Here is a 21,344-nt window from a genome sequence, read left to right on the forward strand (position 1 = left end):
CCTGAACCATTCACCGGGACACCTCATGTCCGGGTGCGGGGGATGTCGAGTCGCTCAACTCCACAGAAGGCTTCCAGTCCGGTGCACCAGGCACCGCACCCGCGCATAGGCGGGGGCTGGTGAAGCAACGAAAGGACATCCGTGACCGATACGGACACCGCCAACGCAGCATCGTCGACCGACCTCGCGTCGCTGAAGCTCACTGAGCTGCGCAAGATCGCCGCGGAGAAGGGCCTCAAGGGGGTCTCCGGCCTGCGCAAGGGCGATCTGATCACCGCCATCCAGACCGGCAGCGTGCCGGCCCGTGCCCGCGCCGCCGCGGAGGAGGCCGCACCGGCCGACGCGGCGCCGGTGGAGGCGGCTGCTGCTCCGGCCGCCGACGAGCCGCAGGGCGAGGAGCGCCCGCAGCGGCGCCGCGCCACCCGCCGCGTGCAGGCTGAGGCCGCGCCGCAGCAGGAAAGCACCGAGAAGGCTGAGAAGGCCGAGAGCGCTGGCAGCGCTGATAGTGCAGAAAACGCGGACTCCGCCGAAAACTCCAAAAACGCTCATTCCTCCGCGAGCAACGATGACTCCGAGGAGCAGCGCTACGAGTCCCGCTCCGCCGCCCGCCGTGCCCGCCGCAACCGCGCCCGCCACGGCCAGCGCGACAACGAGCAGGAGCAGAACCAGAAGGAGCAGCCCTCCGAGGAAGAGAACACCCGTTCCTCTTCCGAGGATTCCGGCGATCAGCAGCGCGGCCAGCAGCAGCGCGGTGGCCGCCAGCAGCGCAACGACAACCAGCGCGGCGACAACCAGCGCAACGACAACCAGCGCAACGACAACCAGGACGGCGAGGGCCGTCGGGGCCGCCGCAGCCGGCGCAACCGTCGCGGGCGGGGCAACGACCAGTACGAGGGCGGCCAGCAGCAGCAGCAGGAGCAGCAGCAGCACGATTCCGCTGACCTGCAGGACGTGGCCGGCATCCTCGACATCGTGGACAACAATGTCGCGTTCGTCCGCACCACCGGCTACCACGCCGGCCCGGCGGATGTCTTCGTGCCGAACCAGCTCATCCGCCGCTCCGGCCTGCGGGCCGGCGACGCCGTGACCGGCAAGGTGCGCATGGGCGCAGCCCAGACCCACGGTCAGGGCCGTAACCGCCAGAAGGCGAACCAGCTCGTCGGCGTCGATACGGTCAACGGGCTCAGCGTGGAGGAGGCGCGTCACCGCGCGGAGTTCTCCAAGCTCACCCCGCTGTACCCGAACCAGCGTCTGCGTCTGGAGACCGAGGCGAAGGTCCTGACCACGCGCGTCATCGACCTCATCATGCCGATCGGCAAGGGCCAGCGCGCGCTGATCGTGTCCCCGCCGAAGGCCGGTAAGACGACGATCCTGCAGAACATCGCCAACGCGATCTCCACGAACAACCCGGAGTGCCACCTCATGGTCGTGCTTGTCGACGAGCGCCCCGAGGAGGTCACCGACATGCAGCGTTCGGTCAACGGTGAGGTCATCGCCTCCACCTTCGACCGTCCGCCGTCAGAGCACACCGCCGTGGCGGAGCTGGCCATCGAGCGCGCGAAGCGCCTGGTGGAGCAGGGCCAGGACGTCGTCGTCCTGCTCGACTCCATCACCCGTCTGGGCCGTGCGTACAACAACTCCTCGCCGGCGTCGGGACGCATCCTCTCCGGTGGTGTCGACTCCAACGCGCTGTACCCGCCGAAGCGTTTCCTGGGTGCGGCCCGCAACATCGAGAACGGCGGTTCGCTGACCATCATCGCCACGGCGATGGTGGAGACCGGTTCCGCCGGTGACACCGTCATCTTCGAGGAGTTCAAGGGCACCGGTAACGCGGAGCTCAAGCTGGACCGCAAGATCTCGGAGCGACGTGTCTTCCCGGCCGTCGACGTCAACCCCTCCGGCACCCGTAAGGACGAGCTGCTGCTCGCCCCGGACGAGGCCCGGATCATGCACAAGCTGCGCCGTATCCTTTCGGCTCTGGATCCGCAGCAGGCCATCGATCTGCTGATCAAGCAGCTGAAGAAGACCAAGAGCAACGGCGAGTTCCTCATGCAGGTCGCCTCCAGCGCTCCGATGGCCGCCGACAAGGAAGAGGAGGACTACTCCTAGTGAGTTCCCATGTGTCCGCGGTCGACGATGTCGTCTCGGAGTATCAGGGCATCGAGGCCCAGATGGCGGACCCGGAGACCGCCGGTGATCAGGCGTTGTTCCGGAAGCTGTCGAAGCGTTATGCGGAGCTGCAGCCGATCATCAAGGTGAACACCGAGCTGGTGAGCACCCGCGAGGATCTGGCGGACGCCCGCGAGATGGCGCACGAGGACAAGGAGTTCGCCGCCGAGGCGGAGCGCCTGGAGGCCCGGGCCGTCGAGCTCGAGGAGGAGCTGGCGGATCTGCTGGCTCCGCGTGATCCGCATGACGCGGATGACGTCATCCTGGAGATCAAGGCCGGCGCCGGTGGCGAGGAGGCCGCGCTCTTCGCCGGCGATCTGGCCCGCATGTACGAGCGTTTCGCCGACAAGCACGGCTTCACGTGGGAGGTGCTCGGTCTCTCCGAGTCCGACCTCGGCGGAGTCAAGGACATGACCTTGTCCATCCGGGCGAAGAACCCCTCCCGCGACGGCGCGTGGAGCGTGTTCAAGTTCGAGGGTGGTGTCCACCGCGTGCAGCGCGTCCCCGTGACGGAGTCGCAGGGCCGCATCCAGACCTCGGCCGCGGGTGTCATGGTCTTCCCGGAGACCGAGGACACCGGCGACGTCACCATCGAGGACAAGGACATCCGCGTCGACGTCTACCGCGCCTCCGGCAAGGGCGGCCAGGGCGTCAACACCACCGACTCCGCGGTGCGCATCACGCACCTGCCGACGGGCATCATCGTGACCTGTCAGAAGGAGCGTTCGCAGATCCAGAACAAGGCGCGCGCCATGCAGGTCCTGCAGGCCCGTCTCGAGCTCCTGGAACGCGAGAAGGCCGACGCCGAGGCCGCCGAGGGGCGCGCCGCGCAGGTGCGCACCATGGACCGCTCCGAGCGCATCCGCACCTACAACTGGCCGGAGAACCGCATCAGCGATCACCGAATCGGTTTCAAGGCCAACAACCTCGACTCCGTCCTCGACGGCAACCTCGACGACCTGTTCACCGCCCTCAAGGCGGCGGAGCGCGCCGAGCGACTCGAGGCTGAATAGGATGGCGCTCCGCGCCGCGCTTCTCGACGCCGCGGAGCGCCTCCGCCGCGCCGGCGTTCCCTCCCCGCTTGTCGACGCCCGCCTCATCGCCGCCCACCTCCTCGGCTGCGGGCCCCTCGACGTCGCCTTCCGGGACGAGGTCCCGGAAGGCTTCGCGGAAATGATCGCGCGCCGTGAGCAGCGCGAACCCCTCCAGCACATCCTCGGGCTCGCCCCCTTCGGTCCCCTCGACCTGGAGGTGGGCCCCGGGGTGTTCATCCCGCGCCCGGAGACGGAGGTCCTCGCGGACTGGGGAGTGCGCCAACTGGCGGGCACCCCGGCTCCCCGCGTCGTCGACCTGTGCACGGGTTCGGGGGCGCTCGCGCTCTATCTCGCACATGAGGTACCGGGGGCGGAGGTGGTGGGCGTCGAGAAGCACGCTGAGGCGCTGGCCTTCGCACGTCGCAACGCGGCGGGCACGACCGCCCGCATGATCTCCGGTGACGTCACGGACCCGACCCTGCTGGGGGAATGGCACGGCAGCGTTGACCTGGTGCTGAGCAATCCGCCCTATGTCCCGGAGACCCCGGACCTCGACCGCGAGGTCTACGCCGACCCGCCGCAGGCCGTGTTCGCGGGCGCGTCCGGCATGGACATCATCGAGGCCTTCGTCCCGACCATCCACGCGCTGCTGCGCTCCGGCGGGCTCGTGGGCATCGAGCACGACGACACCACCTCGCAGGCCGTCCAGGACGTGCTGGCAGCTCACGGCGGTTTCCGGGACATCGCCGTGCTGCGCGACCTGACCGGTCGGGCGCGGTTTGTCACGGCGAGTAAGGTGTAACCCCATGAGCCGCATCTACTCCTGTGCTGACGAGACCTCCCGCGCCGAGGGCCTGCGCGCGGCCGTCGACGCCGCGCGCGGCGGCCGCCTTGTCGTGCTGCCCACGGACACCCTCTACGGGCTCGGTTGCGATGCCTTCGACAACCAGGCGGTGGCGAACCTGCTGGCCGCCAAGAAGCGCGGCCCGGACATGCCGGTGCCGGTGCTCGTCGGATCCTGGGACACCATCCGCGGCCTCGTGCGCGAATACCCGCCGATGACGGAATCCCTCGTCAAGGCCTTCTGGCCGGGCGGGTTGTCCATCGTCGTCCCGCAGGCGCCCTCCCTGCCGTGGAACCTCGGTGACACCCGCGGCACCGTCATGCTGCGGATGCCCCTGCACCCGGTGGCCATCGAGCTGCTCCGCGAGGTCGGGCCCATGGCCGTGTCCTCGGCCAACATCTCCGGCCACGAACCGCCCACCACGGCCATCGCCGCGAAGCAGCAGCTGGGCAACGCGGTGGCGGTCTACCTGGACGGGGGAGAAACACCCGTCGGTAAGCCGTCGACCATCATCGACCTCTCCGGCCCCACCCCCTACCTCCTGCGCGAGGGCGCGCTGAGCGCCGAGCGCATCGGCGAGGTCATCGGCGTCGACCCCGAGCTGCTGCGGACCCGTCCCCAGGGCAACTGACATGGGAGCCGGCGTCCCGCTGCGCGAACTCGGCCTGGTCATCCTCGTCGCCGCCGCCATCACGTACCTGGCGACGGGTGTCGTGCGTTCCGTCATGGTGCGCTCCGGCAAGGTCGCCGAGGTGCGCCAGCGCGACGTGCACACCCAGCCCACGCCCCGCCTCGGCGGGGTGGCGATGTTCTCCGGCTTCCTCGCGGCCGTTTTCCTGGCCTATCAGCTACCCGCCCTGACCAGGGGTTTCATGCCGATCACCCCGGAGATGAACGCCGTCGTCTGGGCGGCGTTCGCCATCGTATTGGTGGGCATCCTCGATGATCTCTACGATCTCGACGCCCTGACCAAGCTCATCGGGCAGATCCTCGCGGCCATCATCATGAGCGTGCTCGGCCTGTCCTGGACCCTGCTCTACCTGCCCGTCGGGGACGGCACCACCGTGGTGCTCGACCAGCTCCAGGCGACGATCATCACGACGATCTTCACCGTCGCCCTCATGAACGCCATCAACTTCGTCGACGGCCTCGACGGGCTGGCCGCGGGCCTGGGGATGATCGCCGGGGGAGCGATCCTCATCTTCTCGCTCACCGTGCTCCACGATCAGGGCGGTGCCGTCTCCGCCTACCCGCCGGCCATCATGGCCGCCGGGCTGGTCGGCATGTGCCTGGGTTTCCTGCCGCACAACTTCGAGCCCTCCCGCATCTTCATGGGCGATTCGGGATCCCTGCTCATCGGCCTGCTGCTCGCCGCCTCGGCGACCTCGGCCTCCGGCAAGATCAACATGTCGCTCTACGGCACCGCGGACATCGTCGCCCTCATGAGCCCCATCATCGTCGTCGCGGCCGCGGTCTTCGTGCCCGTCCTCGACCTCGTCCTCGCCGTGCTCCGCCGCCTGGCCAACGGTCAGTCGCCGTTCGCCGCAGACAAGCTCCACCTCCACCACCGCCTGCTCTCCCTCGGGCACACGCACCGGCGCACCGTCCTCGTGCTCTACATGTGGGTCGGGGTCGTCGCCTTAGGGGCCGTGAGCTTCTCCGTCGTGCCCGCCCGGGTGGCGCTGGCCGGCACGCTCATCCTCCTTATCGTGGCCGCCCTTCTCACGCTGGGCCCCGTGCGCGCCGGCAAGCTGGGACGGCGCTCCCGGCCCACCCGCGTCATCGTGCACACCGATCCCACCTCCTGAGCCCGGGGAACGTACGGGTAGTATCCGGGGGCGTGACTACTCCGGAAGCTTCCGTCTACGACGATCCGCGCCGACCGCTCCTGCGCGCCGTGCGCTTCGGCACCATCGCCCTGGCCCTCATCACGCTGGTCTCCCTCATCGCCTGGGGCAGCCTGCGCGACCTCCCCGGCATCTGGGGGGTGCTCATCGGCGCCGCCATCGGCGGGGGATTCGTCCTCCTCACCGCGGCCAGCGTCCTGCTCACCTCCTCGACCAACCCGGCCACGACCGGTGCCGTGGTCCTGGGCAGCTGGCTGCTCAAGATCGTCGTCCTGCTGGTGGTCCTCTTCTTCCTCCGCGGCATGGATTTCTACGACCGCCCGGCGCTGCTGGTGACCACCGTGCTGGCGCTGGTCGTCGTCCTGGCCACCGAGGTCTACGGAGTCATCACCGCGCGCGTCACCTACGTCAACTGACGGGGGAGCGGGCAACCTCCCGGCGCTGCAACCACGGCAGTCGTTCGGGGGGTTGTCGTGTATTCGGGGGCAGCAGGCAGGGGGAATCACCCCCGACGGGGGAGCGGCGCGCGCTCGTGTGACCGACCTTACAGCTGCCTGCAAAAGTGCCGATACAGGCCCTTTTCACGACAATAGCGACGGCCGCCCGACGGGGTATCGCGCCACGTCAGCAAACATATTGGGGCCCTGCGCGAGAATCCGCAGGGAGCCTGATAAGCTTTCCTGCGGGTTACCCCGGCACGTTGAAAGCGACTTCTGAGTCATCTGCACACAGGCGCTGAGGCAGGTTCGTGGTTCACCCCTGTCACCGCCATCGCTGATGTGCGACGGAGTCCGAGGCGGTGCCGGAAAGAGTTTTTCAGACGTCCATCGCACCGTGTGGGAACTGACCTTCCACACACGGCCCGAACACGGGAGAGAACGCTGAGCGTTACAACACTGGCCATGAGGGGCGAATTCCACGCACCCGACTTGGATTCGGAATTTTTCCCGGGGCAAACCTACGGCCACATGCTGTTCGCGGATGTCGCGAACGGGTGGTTCGCACTGGACCGACTGATGCTCGTCAGAATTCTCATGACGATCCTTCTGGCGGTCCTTTTCCTTGTCGCCTTCCGGAGCCCGAAGCTGGTTCCGTCAGGTCTGCAGAACTTCGCAGAACTCGCACTGGATTTCGTCCGGGTGCACATCGCCGAGGACATTCTGGGCAAGAAGGAAGGCCGCCGGTTCCTGCCGGTCATCGCCACCATCTTCTTCGCCGTCCTGGCCTTCAACATCCCGACGATCATTCCGGGTCTGAACATCTCCCCGAACGCGCGCATCGGTTTCCCGATCGTGCTCGCGCTGTTCGGATATGTCGCCATGATCTACGCCGGAGCCAAGCGTTACGGCTTCGGTAAGTTCATGAAGTCCTCGGTGGTCATTCCCAACCTTCCGCCGGCACTGCACATTCTCGTCGTGCCGATCGAGTTCTTCTCGACGTTCATCATGCGACCGGTCACTCTCGCACTTCGTCTCATGGCGAACTTCCTTGCGGGACACCTCATCCTGGTTCTGCTGTACTCCGCCACGAACTTCTTCTTCTGGCAGATGAACGGCTGGACCGCCCTGTCGGGTGTGACCGTCCTCGCCGCAATCGCGTTCACTCTGTACGAGTGCATCATCATCTTCCTGCAGGCGTACATCTTCGCCCTGCTGGTCGCGGTGTACATCGAACTGTCGCTGCACGCGGATTCTCACTGACAAGCTGCGAACCTCACGCGGCCAACTGAATAACCCCACTTCACATCACCACCTGAAGTCCCGGTCGACTTGACCGGGCACCAAGAAAGGGAACGACTTTCATGAACGAGATCATCCTGGCTCAGACCGAGACCGCCGCTGCAGCAGTCCCGCACCTCGGTGCCATCGGCTACGGCATCGCCACCATCGGCCCGGGCCTGGGCATCGGCATCCTCGTCGGCAAGGCACTCGAGGGCATGGCTCGCCAGCCCGAGATGGCCGGCCAGCTGCGCACCACCATGTTCCTGGGCATCGCTTTCGTTGAGGCCCTCGCCCTCATCGGTCTGGTCGCCGGCTTCCTCTTCACCAGCATCTAAGCACGAGCGGAAACCACACCCCTTTAAGACTGGAGACTCATGACGAACGTCATTTACTACCTTGCGGCAGAGGCGGGTGAAACCCTTCCCCTGGAAGGCGGCAACTCCATCCTCCTGCCCAAGGCATACGACATCGTCTGGTCCATCATTCCGCTCGTCGTTATCCTGCTGATCTTCTGGAAGTTCGTTCTTCCGAAGTTCCAGGAGGTCCTGACTGAGCGTGAGGACCGGATCAAGGGTGGCATTCAGCGCGCCGAGGCCGCACAGGCCGAGGCGAAGGCCGCACTTGAGAAGTACAACGCCCAGCTCGCCGAGGCCCGTGCCGAAGCAGCCGAGATCCGAGAGCAGGCCCGCGAGAAGGGCAAGCTGATCGAGGCTGACATGAAGGCCCAGGCCACCGAGGAGAGCAACCGCATCATCGCATCCGGTGAGAAGCAGCTGCTGGCCCAGCGTGAGCTGGTCGTGGCAGAGCTTCGCCAGGAGATGGGACAGAACTCGATCAACCTCGCTGAGCGCCTGCTCGGTGGCGAGCTTTCCGACGCCACCAAGCGCTCCGGCACGATCGACGCCTTCCTGTCCGACCTGGACACCGTCGCACCGGCAGGAAAGTGAGCGCCATGCACGCAGCGAGCCGCGAAGCACTAGCCACGGTCGAATCCCACCTGGACGGTCTCGTCCAGGGTGCGGGTGACGCCGTCGCCACCGCAGCCCAGACCGGAACCGAGCTCTTCGACGTTGTCGACGCCCTCGACCGCGACCGCACCCTGCGCGTCGCCGTCGCGGATCCCGCCGCCACCGCCGAGCAGCGTACCGGCGTCATCCGGACCATCTTCGGCGGCAAGGTCTCCGACAGCACCCTCTCGGTGCTCAACGAGGCAGCCTCCCTGCAGTGGTCCACCCCGCGCCAGTTCCGCACCGGACTTGTCGAGCTCGGCCGTCGCGCACTTCTGCGTGGCGCTGAGCGGCAGGGCCAGCTGGGCCAGGTCGAGGACGAACTGTTCCGCCTGTCCCGTGTCCTGGACCGTGAGGGCGAGCTGACCCAGCTCCTCTCCGACAAGGCTGCGGACCCGGCACGCAAGCGTGCCCTGCTCGCAAGTGTTCTGTACGGCAAGGTCAACATGATCACTGAGGCGCTCGCGCTGCAGGTCATCGGCCGCCCCGAGAAGAACCCTATCGACGACATCAGCAACCTGGTGGCCACCGCAGCGCAGCTGCAGGGCCGCTCTGTGGCACACGTCGTCTCTGCCGAGCAGCTGAACGAGGGCCAGCAGGCGGCGCTCGCCGACAAGCTGGGACGAATTTACGGTCGTGCGATGTCCATCCACTCTGAGGTTGACCCCAGCCTCCTCGGTGGCATGACCATCCGCGTCGACGACGAGATCATCGACGGAAGTCTGGCAGGCAAACTGACCCGACTCCGCGCGAACCTCGCGTAAGACACGACTACAGACGAGATAATAATATGCTGGAAGATACAACCGAGAGCAGGAAGAACATGGCGGAGCTGACGATCTCCTCCGATGAGATCCGTAGCGCGATAGCGAACTACACCTCGAGCTACTCCGCGGAGGCCTCCCGTGAGGAGGTCGGCGTGGTCATTTCGGCAGCTGACGGTATTGCCCAGGTTTCGGGCCTCCCGTCGGTCATGGCGAATGAGCTGCTTGAGTTCCCCGGCGGCGTCATCGGCGTCGCACAGAACCTTGACACCGACACCGTGGGTGTCGTCGTGCTGGGTAACTTCGAGACCCTCACCGAGGGCGACGAGGTCAAGCGGACCGGAGAGGTCCTCTCGATCCCCGTCGGCGAGGAGTTCCTTGGCCGAGTAATCAACCCCCTCGCACAGCCGATCGACGGCCTGGGCCCCATCGCAGCAGAAGAGAACCGTGTTCTCGAGCTGCAGGCGCCCTCCGTGCTGCAGCGTCAGCCCGTCGAGGAGCCGCTGGCCACCGGTATCAAGGCCATCGACGCGATGACCCCGATCGGTCGTGGTCAGCGCCAGCTGATCATTGGCGACCGTAAGACCGGTAAGACCGCGGTCTGCATCGACACCATCCTCAACCAGAAGGCGAACTGGGAGACCGGCGACAAGACCAAGCAGGTCCGTTGTGTCTACGTCGCCATCGGTCAGAAGGGCTCCACCATCGCAGCGGTCCGCAAGACCCTCGAGGAGCACGGCGCACTGGACTACACGACCATCGTGGCAGCCCCGGCGTCCGACTCTGCCGGCTTCAAGTGGCTGGCCCCCTTCACCGGTGCCGCCCTGGCTCAGCACTGGATGTACCAGGGCGCCCACGTCCTGGTCATCTACGATGATCTGACCAAGCAGGCCGAGGCCTACCGTGCGATCTCCCTGCTGCTGCGCCGCCCGCCGGGCCGCGAGGCATACCCGGGTGACGTGTTCTACCTGCACTCCCGTCTGCTGGAGCGCGCCGCCAAGCTGTCCGATGACATGGGTGCCGGTTCCATCACCGCCCTCCCGATCATCGAGACCAAGGCGAACGACGTGTCGGCCTTCATTCCGACCAACGTCATCTCCATCACCGACGGCCAGGTCTTCCTCGAGTCCGACCTGTTCAACCAGGGTGTGCGCCCGGCCATCAACGTCGGTGTCTCCGTCTCCCGAGTCGGTGGCGCCGCGCAGACCAAGGGCATGAAGAAGGTCGCAGGTTCCCTGCGTCTGGATCTCGCCGCCTACCGTGACCTCGAGGCCTTCGCCACCTTCGCCTCTGACCTGGATGCTGCATCCAAGGCTCAGCTGGAGCGTGGACAGCGTCTAGTCGAGCTGCTCAAGCAGGCCGAGAACTCCCCGCAGGCCGTCGAGTACCAGATCATCTCGATCTGGCTCGCCGGCGAGGGTGTCTTCGACGTCGTTCCCGTCGAGGACGTCCGCCGCTACGAGACCGAGCTGCACGAGTACGTCCGTGCCAACAACCCGGAGGTCTACGAGCAGATCGCCGGTGGCGCTGCCCTGTCCGACGAGTCCCAGGCTGCCCTGCTGGCCGCCAACGACGAGTTCGCGAAGTCCTTCCAGACCACTGACGGCCGCCCGGTCATCAATGAGCCGGAGGTCGACGCACTGTCTGACGCAGAGCACAAGAAGACCCAGCTCACCGTCCCCCGCAAGACGGCCAAGAAGTAGGGCTTCGATGCCCACTGTCGAAACCGTCAACAATAACGAAGGGAGGAGTGTGAACCATGGCTAATCTTCGCGAATTGCGTGACCGTATCCGGTCCGTCAACTCGACCAAGAAGATCACCAAGGCTCAGGAGCTGATCGCCACCTCGCGCATCACCAAGGCTCAGGCCAAGGTCGAGGCATCCCTGCCGTACGCGCAGGAGCTGTCCGACATGATGGAGCGTCTGGCGGAGGCGAGTTCGCTCGACCACCCGATGCTGCATGAGCGTGAAGACGGCAACGTGGCCGCCATCCTCGTGGTCTCTTCCGACCGCGGCATGGCCGGTGGCTACAACCACAACGTCTTCAAGAAGGCCGCCGAGCTGACCAAGAAGCTCGAGGACGCCGGCTATGAGGTCGTCCGCTACGTGACCGGTGGCAAGGCCGTCGGCTACTACAAGTTCCGCGAGGATTTCGTCGCGGGCCAGTGGACCGGCTTCTCGCAGGATCCGTCCTGGGAGGCGACCCACGAGGTCCGTCACCACCTCATCGAGGGCTTCAACGCCAGCTCCCAGGGCGAGGCCCAGTACCGCGAGGGCGTCAACTCTGACGAACAGCCGGTCCGTGGCTTCGATCAGGTGCACGTGGTGTACACCGAATTCGTGTCCATGCTGTCCCAGGTCCCGGTCGCTCACCAGCTGCTGCCGATCGAGCCCGTCATCCGCGAGGATGCGCTCGACACCGGCGAGTCCATGCAGGACGTCGGCGGCGAGATCGGACCGGACGTCGAGTTCGAGCCGGATGCAGACACTCTCATCGACGCGCTTCTGCCGAAGTACGTCTCGCGTCGTCTGTACGCGATGTTCCTCGAGGCTTCCGCAGCCGAGTCCGCATCGCGCCGCAACGCCATGAAGTCTGCGACTGACAACGCGTCGGCACTGGTCAAGGACCTGTCGCGCGTGGCCAACCAGGCCCGTCAGGCACAGATCACCCAGGAAATCACAGAGATCGTCGGTGGCGCTGGCGCGCTCGCCGAAAGCGGAGAAAGTGACTAGAAAATGACTACAGCTCTCGCAGAGCAGAACGCACAGCAGGCGTCCACCGCCGGCCGTGTCGTGCGTGTCATTGGTCCGGTCGTCGACGTGGAGTTCCCGCGCGGCGAGCTGCCGGCCCTGTACAACGCACTGACTGTCGAGGTCACCCTCGAAGCAGTCGCCAAGACCATCACCCTCGAGGTTGCCCAGCACCTCGGTGACAACCTTGTCCGTGCCGTCTCCATGGCACCGACCGACGGCCTCGTCCGCGGCGCCCAGGTCAAGGACTCCGGCAAGCCGATCTCTGTTCCGGTCGGCGATGTCGTCAAGGGCCACGTGTTCAACGCCCTCGGTGACTGCCTCGACGAGCCGGGCCTCGGCCGCGACGGCGAGCAGTGGGGCATCCACCGCGACCCGCCGCCGTTCGACCAGCTCGAGGGTAAGACCGAGATCCTGGAGACCGGCATCAAGGTCATCGACCTGCTGACCCCGTACGTCAAGGGCGGCAAGATCGGTCTGTTCGGTGGCGCCGGTGTCGGCAAGACCGTCCTCATCCAGGAGATGATCACCCGTATCGCGCGTGAGTTCTCCGGTACCTCCGTGTTCGCCGGCGTCGGCGAGCGCACCCGTGAGGGCACCGACCTCTTCCTTGAGATGGAGGAGATGGGTGTTCTTCCGGATACCGCCCTCGTGTTCGGCCAGATGGATGAGCCGCCGGGAGTCCGTATGCGTGTCGCCCTGTCCGGCCTGACCATGGCCGAGTACTTCCGCGACGTGCAGAACCAGGACGTTCTGCTGTTCATCGACAACATCTTCCGCTTCACCCAGGCCGGCTCCGAGGTCTCGACCCTGCTGGGTCGTATGCCCTCCGCCGTGGGCTACCAGCCCACCCTGGCTGACGAGATGGGTGTCCTCCAGGAGCGAATCACCTCGACCAAGGGTAAGTCGATCACCTCGCTGCAGGCCGTTTACGTCCCTGCCGACGACTACACCGACCCCGCCCCGGCGACCACCTTCGCCCACCTGGATGCCACCACCGAGCTCGACCGTGGTATCGCCTCCAAGGGTATCTACCCGGCCGTGAACCCGCTGACCTCGACTTCTCGTATCCTCGAGCCGTCGATCGTCGGCGAGCGCCACTACAACGTCGCGCAGCGTGTCATCGGCATCCTGCAGAAGAACAAGGAACTCCAGGACATCATCGCCATCCTCGGTATGGACGAGCTGTCTGAAGAGGACAAGATCACCGTCCAGCGTGCCCGTCGTCTCGAGCGCTTCCTGGGCCAGAACTTCTTCGTCGCGGAGAAGTTCACCGGTCTGCCGGGTTCCTACGTTCCGCTGGTGGACACCATCGATGCCTTCGAGCGCATCTGCAACGGTGACTTCGACCACTACCCGGAGCAGGCCTTCAACGGTCTGGGTGGCCTGGACGACGTCGAGGCTGCATACAAGAAGATCACCGGTAAGTAGGAGGAGACGCACATGGCTGACATCACCGTTGAACTGGTTGCCGTGGAGCGCATGCTCTGGTCGGGAACGGCCAGCATCGTCACCGCGCAGACCACTGAGGGTGAGATCGGCGTGCTCTCGGGTCACGAGCCTTTCCTCGGCCAGCTGCGCGAGAACGGCGTCGTGACCATCCGTCCGACCGCCGGCGACAGGCTCGTCGCCGGCGTGCAGGGTGGCTTCCTCTCCGTCTCTCCGGAGAAGGTCACCATTCTCGCGGATTACGCGATCTGGGCTGACGAGGTTGACGCCTCGCTGGCCGAGTCCCAGCTGCAGGACGAGGACGAGTCTGTGCGCGCCCGCGCCGAGGCTTCGCTCAACGCCGTGCGCCGCAAGGCTGAGGGCTGATTCCGAGGCACCGCCTCTACCTCTCTCACACCGGCACCCCCCAGCGTTTCGCTGGGGGGTGCCGGTGCTTGACATGAACATGTGGCGTGGGTTACATTAATCGGACATGCTTCACCGGACAGCAGTCAGGGTGAAGAAGTGAATCCCGGGAGTCCCGTCGAGAGACGGGGCCCGGGATTTGCGCCTTTACACACCACTTCGTAATCGTCGGGGTGGGGACTAGAATGATGCCTTAACCGTCCCGAAAGGTGTGTGTCTGTGGAGTTTCTCTTCTGGGCCCTCGTCTGTCTCGCTGTGCTGGCCGTGTTGCTCGCCGTCTGGCGGTTTCTCACGCTGCGTTCCCGCGGGCAGTCGATCCTGCTGCGTCGTCTCCCGGCCTCCGGTGTGCACGGCTGGCGGCACGGCACGATCCGCTACAACGGCGACGACCTCGAGTACTTCAAGCTGCGCTCGCTCTCGCCCCTGGCGGACCGTGTCTTCAACCGGCAGCACCTGGACTTCCACGAGCCCCGCCAGCTGAGCGAGGGGGAGGAAAAGTTCATGTCGCGGGACCTGTCCATCGCGACGCTCTGTGACGACGGCACCCACTACGAGATCGCCCTCGACCAGCACGGCCTCATGGCGCTGACGGCCTGGGTGGAGTCTGCCCCCGACATCCGCCACGAGCGCATCAACCACGCCGCGCTGCGCGATCGGATCACCCGGGGGAAGAACGGGAAATAGTCTCCGGCTAGGGTGGTCTGCATGCGTTTAGTCATCGCCCGCTGTTCCGTCGATTACGTCGGCCGCCTGGAGGCGCATCTGCCCATGGCGGACCGCCTGCTCATGGTCAAGGCCGACGGCTCGGTGTCCGTCCACGCCGACGACCGGGCGTACAAGCCCCTCAACTGGATGACCCCGCCGTGCTCGCTCACCGAGACGGTCATCACGGACATCGACGACGAAGACACCGGCGAGCAGCTGTGGATCGTGGAGAACTCCAAGGGGGAGCAGCTGCGGATCACCATCGAGAAAGTCCACCACGAGACCAACCATGACCTGGGCACCGACCCGGGTCTGGTGAAGGACGGCGTGGAGGCCCATCTGCAGGAGCTCTTGGCGGAGCACATCGTCACGCTGGGGGAGGGCTACAGCCTGGTGCGGCGCGAGTTCCCCACGGCCATCGGCCCGGTGGACCTGCTGGCCCGGGATTCGGCCGGCGCCACCGTCGCCGTGGAGGTCAAGCGCCGCGGCGGCATCGACGGGGTGGAGCAGCTCACCCGCTACCTCGAGCTGCTCAACCGCGATGAACTGCTGCGCCCGGTGACGGGGGTCTTCGCGGCCCAGGAGATCAAGCCCCAGGCCCGCCTGCTGGCCGAGGACCGCGGCATCCGCTGCGTCACCCTCGACTACCAGGAGCTGCGCGGCATCGAGACTGACGAGCTCCGTCTGTTCTGATGCCGCGGCGGAATCAGCGACCGGGACAGCGTCGAGAAGCTCGGAAGCCCCGGGCCCTGCCGCGCGACGGCGCGGCCTTCTACGGCACGCAGGCCGTCGAGGGGCCCTCGTGGACCCAGGGGGAGACCTACCTCTTCCGGCACATGGGGTCGCACGCCGCGACCAAGTTCTACGTCTGCCCGGGCTGCAACCAGAACATCCCCCCGGGCGTGGCGCACATCGTGGCCTGGCCGAGCGAGAGCGGGCGGGGCGCGGAGGATCGTCGCCACTGGCACCGACCCTGCTGGGACAGGAGGTAGCCTGGTGGGCATGATCATCGCCTTTTCCGTGGCACCCGCGGTCACCGCGACCCCGGATGCCGAGATGTCCGCCGCCGTCGCCGAGGCCGTCCGCATCGTCCGCGAATCGGGTCTGCCGAACGAGACCAACGCCATGTTCACCCTCGTCGAGGGGGAGTGGGACGAGGTCATGGACGTGGTCAAGCGCGCCACCTTCGCCGTCGCGGAGGTCGCGCCGCGCGTCTCGCTCGTCCTCAAGGCCGATATCCGGCCCGGATACGCGGACCAGCTGCACCAGAAGGTCGAATCGCTCGAGAAGCACCTTTAAGGAGAACACGTGAACACCCCGCACCGCTACGTTTCCGGAGCCATCGACCTCGGCGAGGTCAAGGCCCGCGTCGAGGCCCGCGAGCAGGCCGCCGCGGCCGCCTCCCGCCCGCATACCGGGTCCGGCCCGGCACCCTTCATCACCGTCACCGCGGAAAACTTCGAGGCGGAGATCGTCCGCCGCTCCCTTGAGGTGCCCGTCGTGGTGCTCGTCGGCTCCCCGCGCAGCCCCGAGTCCGAGCAGCTGCGCATCGACCTGGAGAACCTCGCCACCGCCGCCCAGCTGGCCTACATCGTCGGCTACGTCGACGCCGACGTCACCCCGGAGGTCGCCCAGGCCTTCGGGGTGCAGGTGCTGCCCACCGTCATCGCCCTCGGGGGCGGGCGCCCCATGACGCAGTTCGAGGGCGCCCAGCCCATCGATGCGCTGCGCCAGTGGCTGGACACCCTCGTCGAGCAGGTCGGCCCGCAGCTTTCCGGGCTGCAGGGGGCCGGGGAGGAGGCCCCGGAGGATCCGCGCCTGGAGGCCGCGCTGGCGGCGCTCAACACCGGTGATTTCGACGCGGCCATCGCCGTCTACGACGAGATCCTCGCCGAGACCCCCGGCGACACCAACATCATCCAGGCGCGCGACACCGCGAAGCTGCTGCAGCGCCTCGACCCGGTCAACCAGACCGAGGACCCCATCGCGGCGGCCGACGCCGATCCGCAGAACGTGGACAAGGCCTTCACCGCCGCCGACGCCGAGGTCGTCGCCGGCGCCCCCGAGCGCGGCTTCGACCGCCTCCTCGGCCTCATGCTCACGGTGCCGGGGGAGAAGCTGCGCATCCGCGACCGGCTGGTCGAACTCTTCGCGCTTCTCGACGCCGCCGATCCCCGCGTCGCCGACGCCCGCACCCGGATGGCCTCGGCGCTGTTCTGACAGACAAACACCCGCCCCTCGCCGCGAAACGGCGAGGGGCGGGCGTCGATAAGCGAGCTACCAGCTGCCGCGGTGGCGGTACCACTGCACGGAGTTGGCGGGGATGTGCACGGTGAGGGAGTGCTCCTGGCCGTCCCAGCCCTCGGGCGCGGTGGACACGAGCGGGGCGAGGTCATTGCCCGCACCCTCGTACTTGGCGTCGTCGGTGTTGAGGACGAGCTCCCACTCGCCGGCGCGCGGGATACCCAGCTTGTAGGCCGGCTGGGAGGTGCCGGAGAGGTTGATCACCGAGAGCAGCGCCGAACCGTCGTTGCCCCAGCGCACGTAGGCGAGGAGGTTGTTCGCGGCGTCGTCGCCCTTGATCCACTGGAAACCGGCCGGATCATGGTCCTGGGAGTAGAGCGCCGGGGAGGAACGGTACACCCAGTGGATGTCCTTGATCAGGTGCTGGATGCCGGCGTGGAACTCCTCGCCCCAGCCCTCCAGGTTGGACCAGTCGATGGAGAAGGCCTCGTCCCACTCGCCAGTCTGGCCGAACTCCTGGCCCATGAACAGCAGCTTCTTGCCCGGGTGGGAGAACATGTAGCCGTAGAGGGCGCGCAGGCCCGCGGCCTTGTTCCAGTCGTCGCCCGGCATGCGGCCCCACAGGGAACCCTTGCCGTGGACGACCTCGTCGTGGGAGAAGGGGAGGACGTACTTCTCGGAGTAGGCGTAGATCATCGAGAAGGTGATGTCGTTGTGGTGGTACTTGCGGTGCACCGGGTCGAGCTTGAAGTACTCGAGGGTGTCGTTCATCCAGCCCATGTTCCACTTGAGCGAGAAGCCGAGGCCGCCGTGCTCGGTGGGGGCGGTGACACCCGGCCAGGAGGTGGACTCCTCGGCGATGGTGAGCACGCCCGGGTGCGCGCGGTGGACGGTGGCGTTCATCTCCTGGAGGAACTGCACCGCCTCGAGGTTCTCGCGGCCGCCGTACTGGTTGGGCTCCCACTCGCCGTGCTCGCGGGAGTAGTCGAGGTAGAGCATGGAGGCGACGGCGTCGACGCGGAGGCCGTCGATGTGGAACTCCTCGATCCAGTAGAGGGCGTTGGCGACGAGGAAGTTGCGCACCTCGTTGCGGCCGAAGTCGAAGACGTAGGTGCCCCAGTCCTTCTGCTCGCCGCGGCGCCAGTCCGGGTGCTCGTAGAGGGCGGGGCCGTCGAAGCGGGCCAGGGCCCAGTCGTCCTTGGGGAAGTGCGCCGGGACCCAGTCGACGAGGACGCCGATGCCGCGGTTGTGGAAGGCCTCGATGAGCGCGCGCAGCTCATCCGGGTCGCCCCAGCGGGCGGTGGGGGAGTAGTAGCCGGAGACCTGGTAGCCCCAGGAGCCGCCGAAGGGGTGCTCGGCGACGGGCATGAGCTCGACGTGGGTGAAGCCCTGCTCGGCGACGTAGTCGACCAGCTCGGTGGTGAGGTCCTGGTAGCCCTTGCCGATCTTCCAGGAACCCAGGTGGACCTCGTAGATGGACATGGGGCCGTTGATGATGTCGGACTCCGCGCGCTGGCGGATCCACTCACCGTCGCTCCAGTCGTAGCGCGAATCAACGACGACAGAGGTGGTCTCCGGCGGCGCCAGGGTGCCCTTGGCCAGCGGGTCCGCCTTGTCGCGGCGGTGCCCCTCCTGGGTCTGGATGGCGAACTTGTAGGTGTCGCCCGCGCCGATCCCGGGGACGAACAGCTCCCACACACCGGAGGAGCCGAGGGAGCGCATGGGGTACTGGTTGTTGTTCCAGGCACAGAAGTCACCGACCACGGCCACGCCCTGGGCATTGGGGGCCCAGACCGCAAACGAGGTGCCCTTGACCGTGCCCAGGGCCGTCTCGTAGGAACGCACATTGGCACCGAGGACATCCCACAGGCGCTCGTGGCGGCCCTCGGAGATGAGGTGCAGGTCGAGGTTGCCCAGGGTGGGCAGGAAGGCGTAGGGGTCGGCCACGACGACCGGCTCCGCGTCGGGCCACGTGATGCGCAGGCGGTAGTCGGGGGTGTAGATGTCGGGCAGGCCGAGCACCCACACGTCGTCCCCGACCGGGGTGGCCTCGCGGGCCTCGTTGTGGATGAGGATGTCCACCTTCACGGCGCCGAGCTGGCGGGTGCGGATGACGGATCCGCCCTCGATGGCGTGCCATCCGTAGAAGTCGTGCGGGGCGTGGTGGCTGCAGTTACGCAGGCGCTCCAGGGCCGCGTCGGGGATGAGCAGTTTCTGGTCGAGACCAGTGGCGTCGTGCATGGCTGTAACCTCACAGATGGAAGGTGGATCGGTTGTCTCGGTACTCCTGACGCTACAGGAGCGGGGTGGTCAGGCGCGGTAGTCTGCGACGTCGCGCCACGCGAGGGATTCGCGCTGATCGGTGGGCACGGTCGGCAGGATGAGGATGTGGGCGACGTCGACCTCCGGGGTGAGTTGGACGTAGTTGTGCCCGCCCCAGGTCCAGGTGGCGCCGGTGACGGCGTCGTGGACCGGGAAGGTGGCCCCCGGGTGCTGCCCGAGCGCCGCCAGGTCGAGGTGCACGGTGCCGGCCTGGGTGTTGTAGGTGTCCAGGTTGACCACCACGAGGACGACGTTGCCGGTGACCGGGTCGACCTTGGAGTAGGCGAGGAGCTGGTCGTTGTCCACCTCATGGAAGTGGAGGTTGCGCAGCTGCTGCAGCGCCGGGTTCTCCCGGCGGACGTGGTTGAGCAGCGTGAGGTAGGGCTCCAGGGAATCCCCGGTGGACAGGGCGCCGGCGAAATCACGGGGGCGCAGCTCGTACTTCTCGGAGTCGAGGTACTCCTCGGAGCCCGGGGCGACGGGCTGGTACTCGAAGAGCTCGTAGCCGGAGTACACGCCCCACAGTGGGGAGAGGGTGGCGGCCAGCGCCGCGCGCACCGCGAACATCGCCCGCCCGCCGACCTGGAGGGACTCGTGGAGGATGTCCGGGGTGTTGACGAAGAGGTTGGGGCGCGAGTAGTCGGCGGCGTCGCGGATCTCGGAGGCGAACTGCGTGAGCTCCTCCTTCGAGGTCTTCCACGTGAAGTAGGTGTAGGACTGCGAGAAGCCGAGCTTGGCCAGGCCGTAGAGGCGCGGGGCGCGGGTGAAGGCCTCGGCGAGGAAGATGACGTCCGGGTCGGTCTCGTGCACCTTGCTGATCAGCCACTCCCAGAAGTTGGCCGGCTTGGTGTGCGGGTTGTCCACGCGGAAGGTGCGCACGCCAAGGTCGACCCAGTGCATGACGACGCGGTAGATCTCGTCGTACACCGCGGAGGGGTTGTTGTCGAAGTTGATGGGGTAGATGTCCTGGTACTTCTTCGGGGGGTTCTCCGCGTAGGCGATGGTGTCGTCGGCGAGGACGGTGAAGAAGTCCCGGTGCTCGGTGGCCCAGGGGTGGTCCGGGGCGGCCTGCAGGGCGAGGTCGAGGGCGATCTCCAGGCCGAGCTCCTCCGCGCGCTCGAGGAGGGCCACGAAATCCTCCTCGGTGCCCAGGTCCGGGTGGACGGTGTCGTGGCCGCCCTCCAGCGCGCCGATGGCCCACGGGGAACCGACGTCGCCCGGCTCGGGGGTGAGCGTGTTGTTGCGGCCCTTGCGGTTGATCGCGCCGATGGGGTGGATCGGGGGGAAGTAGACGGTGTCGAAGCCCATCGCGGCGACCCGCTCGAGGGCCGCGGCGGTGGTGTCGAAGGTGCCGTGGACGGGCTGGCCGTACTGGTCCCAGCCTCCGGTGGAGCGCGGGAAGAGCTCGTACCAGGAGTTGACCAGGGCGCCGCGCCGCTCGACGAGGACCTCGCACACGGGGCCCTGGGTGAGCAGCTCGCGCAGGGGGTGGCGGTGCAACACGGCGGTGACGACCTCGGACAGGCCGATCTCCACGCGCTTCTCCAGGCTGAGGTCCTCGTTGCGCAGCGCCGCCGCGGCGTCGACCAGCACGCCGGACACGGAGTCCGGGGCGGACTCGGCGGCCTTGTCGAAGAGGTCCGCGCCGTGGGCGAGGTCATTGGCCAGCTCGGCGGCGGACTGACCGGCGTCCATCTTCTTGTTCACGGCATTGCGCCAGGTGGCGAAGACATCGGACCAGGCGTCGACGCGGAAGGTCCACAGGCCGGGCGCATCCGGGACGAACACGCCGTGGACGCGGTCCTGGTTGTGCGGGTCGGTGGTCATGTGGATGGCGACACTCGCGCCCTCGGGTGGGGTGACGTTGAGGGTCGCCGCGATGGCGTCGTGGCCCTCCCGCCAGGCCAGCGCGGTGACGGGGATGACCTCCCCCACCACTGCCTTGGCGGGGTACAGCCGCCCGGTGATCTGGGGGCGGACGTCATCGATTCCGAGTCGACCGGTCATGTGTTTCACCTTCCACATTGAGGGGTTGGAACTACTCAGTCGAGCCTAGTCCAGCTGTGTCAGTTCCACAGGGG

The 21,344-nt window shown here is 67.0% G+C and carries 21 protein-coding genes; 19 read left to right on the plus strand and 2 right to left on the minus strand.

The window, feature by feature from the left end:
- The first annotated feature begins 141 nt into the window (after positions 1–141).
- From rho to ACFPUZ_RS06640, 19 genes are all read left to right on the plus strand, one after another.
- Positions 142–2,109, plus strand: coding sequence for a transcription termination factor Rho (gene rho / locus ACFPUZ_RS06550; RefSeq protein ID WP_377000982.1), 1,968 nt, complete (start codon positions 142–144; stop codon positions 2,107–2,109).
- Positions 2,109–3,182, plus strand: coding sequence for a peptide chain release factor 1 (gene prfA / locus ACFPUZ_RS06555; protein WP_377000983.1), 1,074 nt, complete (start codon positions 2,109–2,111; stop codon positions 3,180–3,182). Before rho ends, prfA begins: the two co-directional genes overlap by 1 nt.
- Before the next feature lies 1 nt (position 3,183).
- Complete coding sequence (prmC, locus tag ACFPUZ_RS06560) at positions 3,184–4,005, plus strand: peptide chain release factor N(5)-glutamine methyltransferase (RefSeq protein WP_377000984.1); 822 nt, start codon at positions 3,184–3,186, stop codon at positions 4,003–4,005.
- Positions 4,006–4,009: 4 nt separating this feature from the next.
- Positions 4,010–4,678 carry an L-threonylcarbamoyladenylate synthase gene (locus tag ACFPUZ_RS06565; protein ID WP_377000985.1) on the plus strand — a complete coding sequence of 223 codons (669 nt, stop codon included), beginning with the start codon at positions 4,010–4,012 and terminating at the stop codon, positions 4,676–4,678.
- Between the two features lies 1 nt (position 4,679).
- On the plus strand, positions 4,680–5,855 hold the full coding sequence (locus tag ACFPUZ_RS06570) for an MraY family glycosyltransferase (RefSeq protein WP_377000986.1): 1,176 nt from the start codon (positions 4,680–4,682) through the stop codon (positions 5,853–5,855).
- A 32-nt stretch (positions 5,856–5,887) separates the two neighbouring features.
- Positions 5,888–6,310, plus strand: coding sequence for a hypothetical protein (locus tag ACFPUZ_RS06575; protein ID WP_377000987.1), 423 nt, complete (start codon positions 5,888–5,890; stop codon positions 6,308–6,310).
- Between the two features lie 486 nt (positions 6,311–6,796).
- Positions 6,797–7,594, plus strand: a complete 798-nt coding sequence (gene atpB, locus ACFPUZ_RS06580) for a F0F1 ATP synthase subunit A (RefSeq protein WP_377000988.1) — start codon at positions 6,797–6,799, stop codon at positions 7,592–7,594.
- A 101-nt stretch (positions 7,595–7,695) separates the two neighbouring features.
- Positions 7,696–7,950 carry an ATP synthase F0 subunit C gene (locus tag ACFPUZ_RS06585; protein WP_377000989.1) on the plus strand — a complete coding sequence of 85 codons (255 nt, stop codon included), beginning with the start codon at positions 7,696–7,698 and terminating at the stop codon, positions 7,948–7,950.
- 39 nt (positions 7,951–7,989) lie between these two features.
- Positions 7,990–8,562: a F0F1 ATP synthase subunit B gene (locus tag ACFPUZ_RS06590; protein ID WP_377000990.1), complete on the plus strand. Its 573-nt coding sequence runs from the start codon at positions 7,990–7,992 to the stop codon at positions 8,560–8,562.
- Positions 8,563–8,567: 5 nt separating this feature from the next.
- Positions 8,568–9,386 carry a F0F1 ATP synthase subunit delta gene (locus ACFPUZ_RS06595; protein ID WP_377000991.1) on the plus strand — a complete coding sequence of 273 codons (819 nt, stop codon included), beginning with the start codon at positions 8,568–8,570 and terminating at the stop codon, positions 9,384–9,386.
- 59 nt (positions 9,387–9,445) lie between these two features.
- Entirely contained in the window at positions 9,446–11,089 is a 1,644-nt protein-coding gene (gene atpA / locus ACFPUZ_RS06600; RefSeq protein WP_377001212.1) for a F0F1 ATP synthase subunit alpha, read from the plus strand.
- Between the two features lie 56 nt (positions 11,090–11,145).
- Complete coding sequence (locus tag ACFPUZ_RS06605; RefSeq protein WP_377000992.1) at positions 11,146–12,120, plus strand: F0F1 ATP synthase subunit gamma; 975 nt, start codon at positions 11,146–11,148, stop codon at positions 12,118–12,120.
- A 3-nt stretch (positions 12,121–12,123) separates the two neighbouring features.
- Positions 12,124–13,569 carry a F0F1 ATP synthase subunit beta gene (atpD, locus tag ACFPUZ_RS06610; RefSeq protein WP_377000993.1) on the plus strand — a complete coding sequence of 482 codons (1,446 nt, stop codon included), beginning with the start codon at positions 12,124–12,126 and terminating at the stop codon, positions 13,567–13,569.
- Between the two features lie 12 nt (positions 13,570–13,581).
- Positions 13,582–13,953, plus strand: a complete 372-nt coding sequence (locus ACFPUZ_RS06615) for a F0F1 ATP synthase subunit epsilon (RefSeq protein ID WP_377000994.1) — start codon at positions 13,582–13,584, stop codon at positions 13,951–13,953.
- A 258-nt stretch (positions 13,954–14,211) separates the two neighbouring features.
- Positions 14,212–14,676, plus strand: coding sequence for a DUF2550 domain-containing protein (locus ACFPUZ_RS06620; RefSeq protein ID WP_377000995.1), 465 nt, complete (start codon positions 14,212–14,214; stop codon positions 14,674–14,676).
- 21 nt (positions 14,677–14,697) lie between these two features.
- Positions 14,698–15,390: an endonuclease NucS gene (gene nucS / locus ACFPUZ_RS06625; protein ID WP_377000996.1), complete on the plus strand. Its 693-nt coding sequence runs from the start codon at positions 14,698–14,700 to the stop codon at positions 15,388–15,390.
- Positions 15,390–15,689, plus strand: a complete 300-nt coding sequence (locus ACFPUZ_RS06630) for a hypothetical protein (RefSeq protein ID WP_377000997.1) — start codon at positions 15,390–15,392, stop codon at positions 15,687–15,689. The genes nucS and ACFPUZ_RS06630 overlap by 1 nt, the downstream gene beginning before the upstream one ends.
- Positions 15,690–15,699: 10 nt before the next feature.
- A complete protein-coding gene (locus ACFPUZ_RS06635) occupies positions 15,700–15,996 on the plus strand; it encodes a thiamine-binding protein (protein ID WP_377000998.1) in 297 nt (98 codons plus the stop codon).
- Positions 15,997–16,005: 9 nt separating this feature from the next.
- A complete protein-coding gene (locus ACFPUZ_RS06640) occupies positions 16,006–16,917 on the plus strand; it encodes a tetratricopeptide repeat protein (RefSeq protein WP_377000999.1) in 912 nt (303 codons plus the stop codon).
- A 57-nt stretch (positions 16,918–16,974) separates the two neighbouring features.
- Here ACFPUZ_RS06640 and glgB read toward each other — a convergent pair whose 3' ends face one another.
- Complete coding sequence (glgB, locus tag ACFPUZ_RS06645) at positions 16,975–19,182, minus strand: 1,4-alpha-glucan branching protein GlgB (protein WP_377001000.1); 2,208 nt, start codon at positions 19,180–19,182, stop codon at positions 16,975–16,977.
- Between the two features lie 69 nt (positions 19,183–19,251).
- A complete protein-coding gene (locus ACFPUZ_RS06650) occupies positions 19,252–21,270 on the minus strand; it encodes a maltotransferase domain-containing protein (protein ID WP_377001001.1) in 2,019 nt (672 codons plus the stop codon).
- Positions 21,271–21,344 lie beyond the last annotated feature (74 nt).

Origin of the sequence: Corynebacterium nasicanis (assembly GCF_042658165.1) — a bacterium.
GTDB classification, from domain to species: domain Bacteria; phylum Actinomycetota; class Actinomycetes; order Mycobacteriales; family Mycobacteriaceae; genus Corynebacterium; species Corynebacterium nasicanis.

Bases quoted from the DNA above. Each gene is read 5' to 3' on its own strand.
- atpA (WP_377001212.1), top strand. From the start codon at position 9,446: ATGGCGGAGCTGACGATCTCCTCCGATGAGATCCGTAGCGCGATAGCG.
- ACFPUZ_RS06605 (WP_377000992.1), top strand. From the start codon at position 11,146: ATGGCTAATCTTCGCGAATTGCGTGACCGTATCCGGTCCGTCAACTCG.
- atpB (WP_377000988.1), top strand. From the start codon at position 6,797: ATGAGGGGCGAATTCCACGCACCCGACTTGGATTCGGAATTTTTCCCG.
- ACFPUZ_RS06630 (WP_377000997.1), top strand. From the start codon at position 15,390: ATGCCGCGGCGGAATCAGCGACCGGGACAGCGTCGAGAAGCTCGGAAG.
- atpD (WP_377000993.1), top strand. From the start codon at position 12,124: ATGACTACAGCTCTCGCAGAGCAGAACGCACAGCAGGCGTCCACCGCC.
- ACFPUZ_RS06615 (WP_377000994.1), top strand. From the start codon at position 13,582: ATGGCTGACATCACCGTTGAACTGGTTGCCGTGGAGCGCATGCTCTGG.
- ACFPUZ_RS06565 (WP_377000985.1), top strand. From the start codon at position 4,010: ATGAGCCGCATCTACTCCTGTGCTGACGAGACCTCCCGCGCCGAGGGC.
- nucS (WP_377000996.1), top strand. From the start codon at position 14,698: ATGCGTTTAGTCATCGCCCGCTGTTCCGTCGATTACGTCGGCCGCCTG.
- ACFPUZ_RS06635 (WP_377000998.1), top strand. From the start codon at position 15,700: ATGATCATCGCCTTTTCCGTGGCACCCGCGGTCACCGCGACCCCGGAT.
- ACFPUZ_RS06595 (WP_377000991.1), top strand. From the start codon at position 8,568: ATGCACGCAGCGAGCCGCGAAGCACTAGCCACGGTCGAATCCCACCTG.
- ACFPUZ_RS06585 (WP_377000989.1), top strand. From the start codon at position 7,696: ATGAACGAGATCATCCTGGCTCAGACCGAGACCGCCGCTGCAGCAGTC.
- glgB (WP_377001000.1), bottom strand. From the start codon at position 19,182: ATGCACGACGCCACTGGTCTCGACCAGAAACTGCTCATCCCCGACGCG.
- ACFPUZ_RS06650 (WP_377001001.1), bottom strand. From the start codon at position 21,270: ATGACCGGTCGACTCGGAATCGATGACGTCCGCCCCCAGATCACCGGG.
- ACFPUZ_RS06590 (WP_377000990.1), top strand. From the start codon at position 7,990: ATGACGAACGTCATTTACTACCTTGCGGCAGAGGCGGGTGAAACCCTT.
- prmC (WP_377000984.1), top strand. From the start codon at position 3,184: ATGGCGCTCCGCGCCGCGCTTCTCGACGCCGCGGAGCGCCTCCGCCGC.
- ACFPUZ_RS06570 (WP_377000986.1), top strand. From the start codon at position 4,680: ATGGGAGCCGGCGTCCCGCTGCGCGAACTCGGCCTGGTCATCCTCGTC.